Raw genomic sequence first — 7,797 nt, forward strand, 5'->3', positions numbered from 1 at the left:
CGGATGAAACGGCACGGAGCGCGCTGGAGCGCGTCAGGGGCTGACCATCTGGTTCGGGTCATGGCGGTGCGAGCGAACCGAGAGGCGTATCACTTGGCTGATAACGGCACCAAGAAAGAGGATCAGGCCCGGGTGCCAAAACAAGCTTTCGCCAGTGGGAATATGGCTGATCGCAAGCGCCAGGCGGCAGAGAGCTGGCTGCAGGTACATCTGCCGGCGCTGGATGGACCGCACGCGGGCCGACCGTGGGTCAAGTACGTCCTGCGGGAGCTGGTACGGTCTCCGTTCACAGTTGCATAAATGCTTGACGGTGAGGTCTTACCTACCGGAACTTGACACGGACGGGTAAAAAATTGAGCTTGCGTATTTTGAAGAGATTCGCTATAATGGCTCTTGCGCATGAGCGCCGGCGGGATGTGGCGCAGCCTGGTAGCGCGCTACCTTGGGGAGGTAGAGGTCCCGGGTTCAAATCCCGGCATTCCGACCAATGAACCAGCGTGATGGAGCGCTGGTTTTTCGTTTTTTTTGTGCGCAAACAGGATGTTGAGGATGGAAGGGGATATTCATGTCCGATTCACCCGTACTTGGTGAGTATTTGGTCATCCGCGCTCTTGAGAACGGCGTGCAGGTGATTGGTCTGACGCGCGGAGCAGAAACCCGTTTTCACCATGCTGAGAAGCTGGATAAAGATGAATTGATGATTTTCCAGTTCACCGAGTATACATCCGCCATGAAGATTCGTGGAAAAGTACAACTGCTCACCAAGCATGGCATCGTCAACACTGCGGAGCCGGTGATTCCCGACAACGGAAAGCGCGGATGATGGGCACGGCCGCCGTGGCTGGACGGACGATGTGCTATAATGAAGTCAGCAGTGACTGAGGTAGGAGTTGACGCCAGCGTGGTTCCGTTGGAGCTTGTGACGTTTGAAGCACTGGACAGCAAAGTACAACAGCATACGTACCATCGTCAGCTTCACCGGACAAGCGTCGGTCCTCGGACGAGTCGATTTCATTTCGAAGTGGGTCGCACCATTCTCCAGCGTGCAGAGGTGGAAGCGCAAACGGCGGTCGATGTGCTGGAGGCCGTGCTTCTGCTGCAGCAGGCGCTGGCGTTGCACGATGAAGTGGCCTCGGAATCAGGGGTGCGCCGACAGTTGACCGTGTTGGCTGGAGACTACTGCAGCGGCCAGTATTACCGATTGTTGGCCCGCGCGGGACAACACGCTCTGTTGACGGAGCTGTCGCGCGCGGTCATGGCGGTCAATGAGGCGAAGATGGAACTCCAGAACGTGGTGGGCGCGGAGTCAACCATGTCGTTGCGCGAGACCATAGAAGGCGAATTGCTGTATACGTTGGCGCGCCACTATTTGGGGCGGGATGGCGCGACGCATCACCAGATTCAGTCGATGGTGCGGGCGCATATTGTCGCCACGGAGATGGTGAAGCGGCGGTTGCCTACGTACTTCACCTGGCGGCAAGCGTACGATTGGCTGGGGGATGCGCTGGATGAACTGCTTCCTCTGCCGGCAAACACCCTGTGGGCTCCCATCTCTTCGTTTCTCACCGAGTATCTGCGGCCGACCCAGAAATATCTTGAGGCTCAAGCCTATGCGGAGGGGAATCGCGGATGATGATGACGCAAGATACGAAAGCCGCGCACGTGCAACGGGTGTTTTCGCAGATTGCGAAGCACTACGATGTGATGAACTCCGTGTTGAGCTTTTATCAGCATAAACTGTGGCGTCGGTTTGCCATGAGACACGTGGGACTTGAGGTTGGAGGTACCGCGTTGGACGTCGCCTGCGGCACGGGAGACTGGACGCTCGCATTGGCCAAGCGAACCGGACCGACGGGCCGGGTCGTCGGCATCGATTTTTGTCAGGAGATGCTCGACGTCGCAAAGAACAAGGTCGACAAGCGAGGTTGGAATGGCCGGCCGATTGAGTTGATGAACGGGGATGCCATGGCGTTGCCGTTTGAAGCCAACTCATTTGATGTGGCAACCATCGGATTCGCGTTGCGGAATGTGCCGGATATTCTGACTGTTTTGCGGGAAATGACCCGGGTGGTTCGGCAGGGTGGAAAAGTTGTGTCATTGGAGTTGTCCAAACCAGAGTTTCCTCCGTTCCGAGCGTTGTATTATCTATACTTCAACCACTTGCTGCCGTGGATTGGGGCAGCGGCTGTGAAAAAGAAGGAGCCCTATGCATGGCTGCCGGAGTCATTGCGGAACTTTCCAGATAGAAAGGGTCTGGAGGCGTTGTTCCGAGAAGCGGGGCTGAAGCATGTGCGGAGCTATCCGTTGACGGGAGGCATTGCCGCACTTCATGTGGGGACGAAGGTGGAGGACTAGATCAGCATGGAGTTTCACGATGTATACCGGCGGTACAAACCAGAGTTGGCACAGGTGGAGGCAATATTGACCGACGCCGTGCACAGCCGGAATCGTGCGCTCACCGAATCCTCGCTGCATCTGCTGGAGGCCGGCGGTAAACGTATCCGGCCTCTGTTTGCGTTGGTGTGCGGTCAATACGGGGGGTTGAATCGGGAGCAAGTTTACATATTCGCCGCGGCCATGGAAATGGTACATATGGCATCATTGGTTCATGACGATGTGATTGATGACGCGGAAATCCGCCGCGGAAATCCGACGGTGCGCTCTGCGTACGGCGACGCGGCCGCGATGTACGTGGGAGATTACCTGTTCGCGAAAGCGATTGAAATGCTTGGCAGAGTACCTTTTGACCAGGTTCACACCAAAATGTCCACCGCCATTGTCAAAATGGTGGAGGGAGAAATCGATCAAATTGAAGATTTCTTCAACGTCAATCAGGCGCTGCGCCGGTACTTCCGCCGGATTCAGCGAAAAACCGCATTGTTGCATGAGCTCAGCTGCGGTCTCGGCGCACTGATTGGCGGGGCGTCGCCGGTGGCGGTTCGGATGATGGCGCGCTTCGGACGGTTTACAGGTATGGCGTTTCAAGTCATTGACGACATTCTGGACTTTGTGGGGGATGAGCGCGTCGTCGGCAAGCGTGTGGGGGGAGACCTGCGCCAGGGGAACCTCACGCTGCCCATCCTGTACACGCTGCGTCAACCCGGAATGGGGGCCCGCATGCGGTCACTCATCCACGAACACATGTCCGAAGCGGCTGTGGAGCAGGTGCTTTCCTTGATTCGTTCCACCGACGCCATTCCGTTTGCGCGGGGGATTGCCAACCGGTACATGGAGAAGGCGGTGGCGGCGCTTTCACCCTTGGGGGTGTCGCGCGTTCATGAAGAGTTGATGGTGATTGGCGCGTTTATGAACCAGCGATCGTTCTGATTCCTGGTTGATGCCGAGAACAAGTTTCATTACAATAGCTTTCGGAAGTCAGGACTCGCCCGCCGCATTCTGGCGGGCACAACGAGGAGAGTGTACATAACGTGGCAGTGGAACGCACTTTTGTCATGGTGAAACCGGACGGCGTACAACGCGGCCTGGTGGGGGAGATTGTATCCCGCTTTGAAAAAAAGGGACTGAAGATTGTTGGAGCGAAGCTGCTCAGTGTCTCGCAGTCTCTGGCTGAACAGCATTATGCGGAACACAAGGAACGTCCGTTCTTTCAGGAACTCGTGTCGTTCATCACGTCTTCGCCGGTGTTCGCCATGGTGCTTGAAGGAGAGAACGCCATTTCTGTCGCCCGGACGATGATGGGCAAGACCAATCCTGCGGAATCCGCTCCTGGGACCATTCGTGGGGATTTCGGCCTGACCATCGGGATGAACATCATCCATGGTTCGGATTCTCCAGAGAGTGCGGAGCGCGAAATCAGCCTGTGGTTCAGTGAAGGCGTCGTATCGTACGAAAAGGCCGTGGACGCCTGGCTGAAGTGAGTCGTCGTCACCACATCATGCCCTCGATGGAATCGAGGGCATTATTTGTGTGCGGAGATTCGAATGCACACACCCTGAACCGTGGATGCGGTGTGCCGGTGGTCGGCGGTCGCTGGGGAGCGAAGCCATTGTTCGATGCGGTGTTGCTGGTCCCACACGGCCTGTTGTCCCACGGTCACCCCGTGTTCCATTTCTCTGGTGGACAGCCACGAGAAGTGCCCGACTTTGGGCTCGATGATCATCACATCGTCGCCGGCCAGGTCTCCTTCCACCGATTCCTGAAGGAGGATGTCGTAGGAGCGCACCAGCACGTGGACAATCGTCTCCGGCTGCCAATGGTGCTGCAAACTGTACAGGTTCACCGCAATAATCTTGTTACACCCGGCTTGCCGCAGAATTTTCACCGGGACGTAATGGCGAAAGGCGCCGTCCACGAGGATGCGCGAACCAATTCGTACCGGGGTGAAGATGCCCGGCAGGGCGCAGCTGCCGCGGACGCAGAGGGCGGGGTCGACAATCGGATCGGTCAATCCCTGATCAATCATGTCTTGATTGTTGGAATAGGTCACGGGCTGTCCGGTCATGAGGTCTGCCGCGATGACGTAATACGGCATGCTGGGCGTGCGTCCTTTGAAATGCTGACGGAAGTATCGGTACAGCTTATCGCCGCGCAACAGCCCGGAAGGGATGCGCATGGTGCGTGAATTCACGGATCTTCGAAAGCGGTACCAGAGGGACGTGAACACGGAGGAGGACACTGGAAATCCGTAATCTAACAGGGATGGACCGGGAAAGCGTCGAATCAGGTGTAGGAGTTCATCCGGGGTATAGTCGTGCGCGTAGAGCGCTGCGATGAATGCGCCGGCGCTCGTTCCGGCCACGCAGTCCGGTTGAATGCCCAGGGTGTTCAGCGCACGAAGCACACCGATATGTGCGGTTGCCTTGAGTGAGCCTCCGCTGAGCGCAATGCCGATACGGTTGTGTGGTGATTTGAGCATTTCATTCCCTCCCGGCTGACTGCGTTTATGTACAGAGGTGGTGCGGGTTCATGGACGAATATCTGGAGTTTACGCGTGAGTTCTTCGACTTTACGGGGATAGACCTGCAGAGTTACAAGCGACCGCAGATGGAGCGCCGTCTGACCGCGTTGCGGAATCAGCTCGGGTTCTCCACGTTCAAAGAATATATGGCGCGTGTTCGGAAAGACCCTCAATTGTTGCACCAAACGTTGGATAAGATGACCATCAACGTATCAGAGTTTCTGCGCAATCCGGAGCGATGGGAGGCGCTCATTCCGCACCTCAAAACGCTTTCGGCCCATGGTCCGCTGCATGCATGGAGCGCGGCTTGTTCAACCGGCGAAGAACCCTATTCGCTCGCTCTCGTGATGGAGGAATACGTGCGTCAGCCGTACTCCATACTGGCCACCGACATCGATGAGAACGTATTGGCTCAGGCGCAGGCCGGTGTGTACAGGCCGTACCAGATGCGATCCGTATCTGAGTCGCTGCGCCGGCGCTACTTCGACGAAGTGGATGACACGTGGCGCGTTCGACCGCGGCTTCGCGCGCAGGTCACGTTTCGCAAGCACAATCTGTTGGCTGATGCCTATCCCACCGGCATGAGTCTCATCATTTGCCGGAATGTGCTCATCTATTTCACGGATGAGGCGAAACAACGGGTCGTGGAACGCTTCGCCCACGCGCTGCGGCCCGGTGGACTGCTGTTTGTGGGCAGCACCGAACAGTTTTTGAAAGGGTACACCGAACGACTGGTGAATGTCGGCCCGTTTCTGTATCAACGTCAATCCTGACGGCAGGACATACCCGCAGCCGTGTCGCGAGCCGACAGGGGGCGGTTTTGGGACACACGGGACGGGAGCACTGCTGTGCTCCCGTTTAAACCGCGGGATCAGTAAGCTGCAGCGCCGTATCCTGGAACCAGCAGGAAGAACAACACGAAGATAATCAGGAACACGACGGCCCAGCGTGTATATCCGCCAAATACTCCGTACATATGGTCACCCCCCTGTACAGCAAGCTGGAGCTGAGGGCAGGCCCAATACATCAACAGACAGGGCCTGCAGCTGCAGCCGTCCCTGCGTACGGAACCAACAGGATGAACAGCACGAAGATAATCAGAAACACAACCGCCCAACGGGTGTAACCGCCAAAAACGCCATCGTACATGTGTGACCCTCCTTGTGACGAAATGGTTCATACGTCGCTATCAAATGCCGACGGCGTCCGGTCTGGCAGGGCGACTGTCACGGTGGACCCCAGTTTGGGCGGGCATTGCCTCAGCAGGGATGTCACTGACCCATCGGATTCACGGCTTGCATCGTACGTTTTCGTCATATCAGCACACCGCTTGGAACATGTCCGCAATCTCACTCGGTTTGACAAGGAAACCACGAAAATTCCACATTCTCTCCACATTTTTGCGGTAGACTCGACGCGTGGGCAGATCATTGGCCCATCCCGCGTGGGCATGCGGTCGGTCGAATCCGTTCAACCGATGCCGCACACCCCACAACCTCACAAGCCGAACCCGTCTGAAGCGCTCACCGCCCGGTGGGCGTTTTGGACGTTTGCGTATGCATTGTCATTCGGCGCGAGGAACGCTGAATTTTCTGCGCAACCACCAAACACTGCCGAGCCCCGTCAGTCCCAGTCCGAGACCCATGTACAGGAGATCGTTGGTTGCAGTGTGCGGGAGCACGGTGGGCAATGTTTCGTTGGCGGTGGGTTGCGCTGGTATGGGCGGCGACGCGGAAACCGGTTGGGGCATGGGCTGCAGCGAAGGCGATTTGCCGGATGTTCCTGGTCCAGTAGTGGATCCTGTATCGCTTCCGGTAGATCCACCGGATCCTCCGGTGCCGAGCGAACAGTGGAGACTTGTCCCCAGGCCCACGCCGGTCCGACTGGCGTTGCCAGACGCGCTTCCCTGCAGGGACAGCTGAGGGCTCCCTGTGGAGTCTGACGCCCCATTGGACAGGGCTTTTGTGACGGGAGACAACGCTGTCGACAAGTCAGGTACGTCGCTGTGCCCCGAGCTGTTTGACGACTCGGACGCCGCACCGATGGTTCCGCCGGTAGCGCCACCGAGGATGGACTGCAGAGACGATTGGAGAGACGAGAGCGGCCCATTCGCAGCGACGCTCTGCGTCACCTGTTGAAGCGTGTTCTGCAATGGACCTGTGACGGATGACAGGGGAGATTCACTGGTGTCTGCCATAGCGAGCGTGGTGGAGGCGCTTACAGCGCCCACCAAGGAAGCGCACATACGAATCCAAACGGGAATTTTGACCACAGAAAAGACCTCCTCCACTGGATCTGGTGTTATCCCCCTCACCCCATGCCAGCTTCGGTGCCGGTCTCAGTTGCCGTGGCGGTCTACAGACGGTGGGCAAGACCGCTCGAGCGGAATCCCCATCCCAAAGTTCTACCTTCCCTTACGCCAAGCTACATCTATGGTAATGTAGAAGTGGCGCAAAACATGTCAGATTGGGTCGACAGTCTGAAAAAGAGTTGAACAATTTTGTGATTCCAGAGAATAAGAAATGTCTGTTCCCCCTGGAATGGAGGATGATGCGTATTGAACCCCACATTGTCAAGACAGATGGGATGGCTTTTAAGAAAGAGATGATAGATTTACAATTCAGATAAAAACCGTCTCACGCTGCGTTCTGTTGCATTTTCCAGTTTCTGAATTCCGACGGTGACCGATAACCTAGTGCGGAATGAGGTCGGTCCGTGTTGTAAAAGTGAATGTATGACTCGATCGCCGCTTTCGCCTCGGTAAAGCTGCTGTATTCTTGCAGCCAGACCTCCTCCTCCTTCAGCGACCGGAAGAATCGCTCGATGTATCCGTCAGCATCGGGGTTGTTGTAACCCGTCCGCTCGTGGTTGATTTGGCA

At 56.8% G+C, this 7,797-nt stretch carries 10 protein-coding genes, 1 tRNA gene and 1 pseudogene; 8 read left to right on the forward strand and 4 right to left on the reverse strand.

From position 1 onward, the window contains the following. The 7 genes and pseudogenes from G463_RS23270 to ndk form a co-directional block, all read left to right on the forward strand. A pseudogene (locus tag G463_RS23270) lies at nt 1-300 on the forward strand (ISLre2 family transposase); the annotation flags it as partial. Nucleotides 301-410: 110 nt separating this feature from the next. Beyond that, nucleotides 411-487, forward strand: a tRNA-Pro gene (locus G463_RS0116540). Between the two features lie 78 nt (nt 488-565). Continuing rightward, entirely contained in the window at nt 566-823 is a 258-nt protein-coding gene (gene mtrB, locus G463_RS0116545; RefSeq protein WP_026976036.1) for a trp RNA-binding attenuation protein MtrB, read from the forward strand. A gap of 78 nt (nt 824-901) precedes the next feature. Continuing rightward, nucleotides 902-1,633, forward strand: a complete 732-nt coding sequence (locus tag G463_RS22005) for a heptaprenyl diphosphate synthase component 1 (protein WP_169725498.1) — start codon at nt 902-904, stop codon at nt 1,631-1,633. Continuing rightward, a complete protein-coding gene (locus tag G463_RS0116555) occupies nt 1,633-2,355 on the forward strand; it encodes a demethylmenaquinone methyltransferase (protein ID WP_026976037.1) in 723 nt (240 codons plus the stop codon). The genes G463_RS22005 and G463_RS0116555 overlap by 1 nt, the downstream gene beginning before the upstream one ends. 6 nt (nt 2,356-2,361) lie before the next feature. Beyond that, entirely contained in the window at nt 2,362-3,327 is a 966-nt protein-coding gene (locus G463_RS0116560) for a polyprenyl synthetase family protein (protein ID WP_026976038.1), read from the forward strand. A gap of 107 nt (nt 3,328-3,434) precedes the next feature. Next, nucleotides 3,435-3,878 (forward strand): nucleoside-diphosphate kinase, encoded by a 444-nt coding sequence (gene ndk, locus G463_RS0116565; RefSeq protein WP_026976039.1) that lies wholly within the window; start codon nt 3,435-3,437, stop codon nt 3,876-3,878. A gap of 41 nt (nt 3,879-3,919) precedes the next feature. Here ndk and G463_RS21080 read toward each other — a convergent pair whose 3' ends face one another. Continuing rightward, nucleotides 3,920-4,876: a patatin-like phospholipase family protein gene (locus G463_RS21080; protein WP_051322399.1), complete on the reverse strand. Its 957-nt coding sequence runs from the start codon at nt 4,874-4,876 to the stop codon at nt 3,920-3,922. A gap of 50 nt (nt 4,877-4,926) precedes the next feature. On the opposite strand from G463_RS21080, the gene G463_RS0116575 reads away from it, so the two are divergent. Then, nucleotides 4,927-5,691 carry a CheR family methyltransferase gene (locus G463_RS0116575; protein ID WP_026976040.1) on the forward strand — a complete coding sequence of 255 codons (765 nt, stop codon included), beginning with the start codon at nt 4,927-4,929 and terminating at the stop codon, nt 5,689-5,691. Between the two features lie 253 nt (nt 5,692-5,944). Here the strand turns inward: G463_RS0116575 and G463_RS23870 are convergent, their stop codons facing one another. From G463_RS23870 to G463_RS0116605, 3 genes are all read right to left on the reverse strand, one after another. Continuing rightward, nucleotides 5,945-6,067: a hypothetical protein gene (locus G463_RS23870; RefSeq protein WP_281171093.1), complete on the reverse strand. Its 123-nt coding sequence runs from the start codon at nt 6,065-6,067 to the stop codon at nt 5,945-5,947. 415 nt (nt 6,068-6,482) lie between these two features. Further along, on the reverse strand, nt 6,483-7,190 hold the full coding sequence (locus G463_RS0116595; RefSeq protein WP_026976041.1) for an LPXTG cell wall anchor domain-containing protein: 708 nt from the start codon (nt 7,188-7,190) through the stop codon (nt 6,483-6,485). A gap of 364 nt (nt 7,191-7,554) precedes the next feature. Further along, on the reverse strand, nt 7,555-7,797 hold a 243-nt coding region (locus G463_RS0116605; RefSeq protein ID WP_026976042.1), incomplete at its 5' end, for an integrase core domain-containing protein.

Source organism: Alicyclobacillus contaminans DSM 17975 (assembly GCF_000429525.1).
GTDB lineage: Bacteria > Bacillota > Bacilli > Alicyclobacillales > Alicyclobacillaceae > Alicyclobacillus_A > Alicyclobacillus_A contaminans.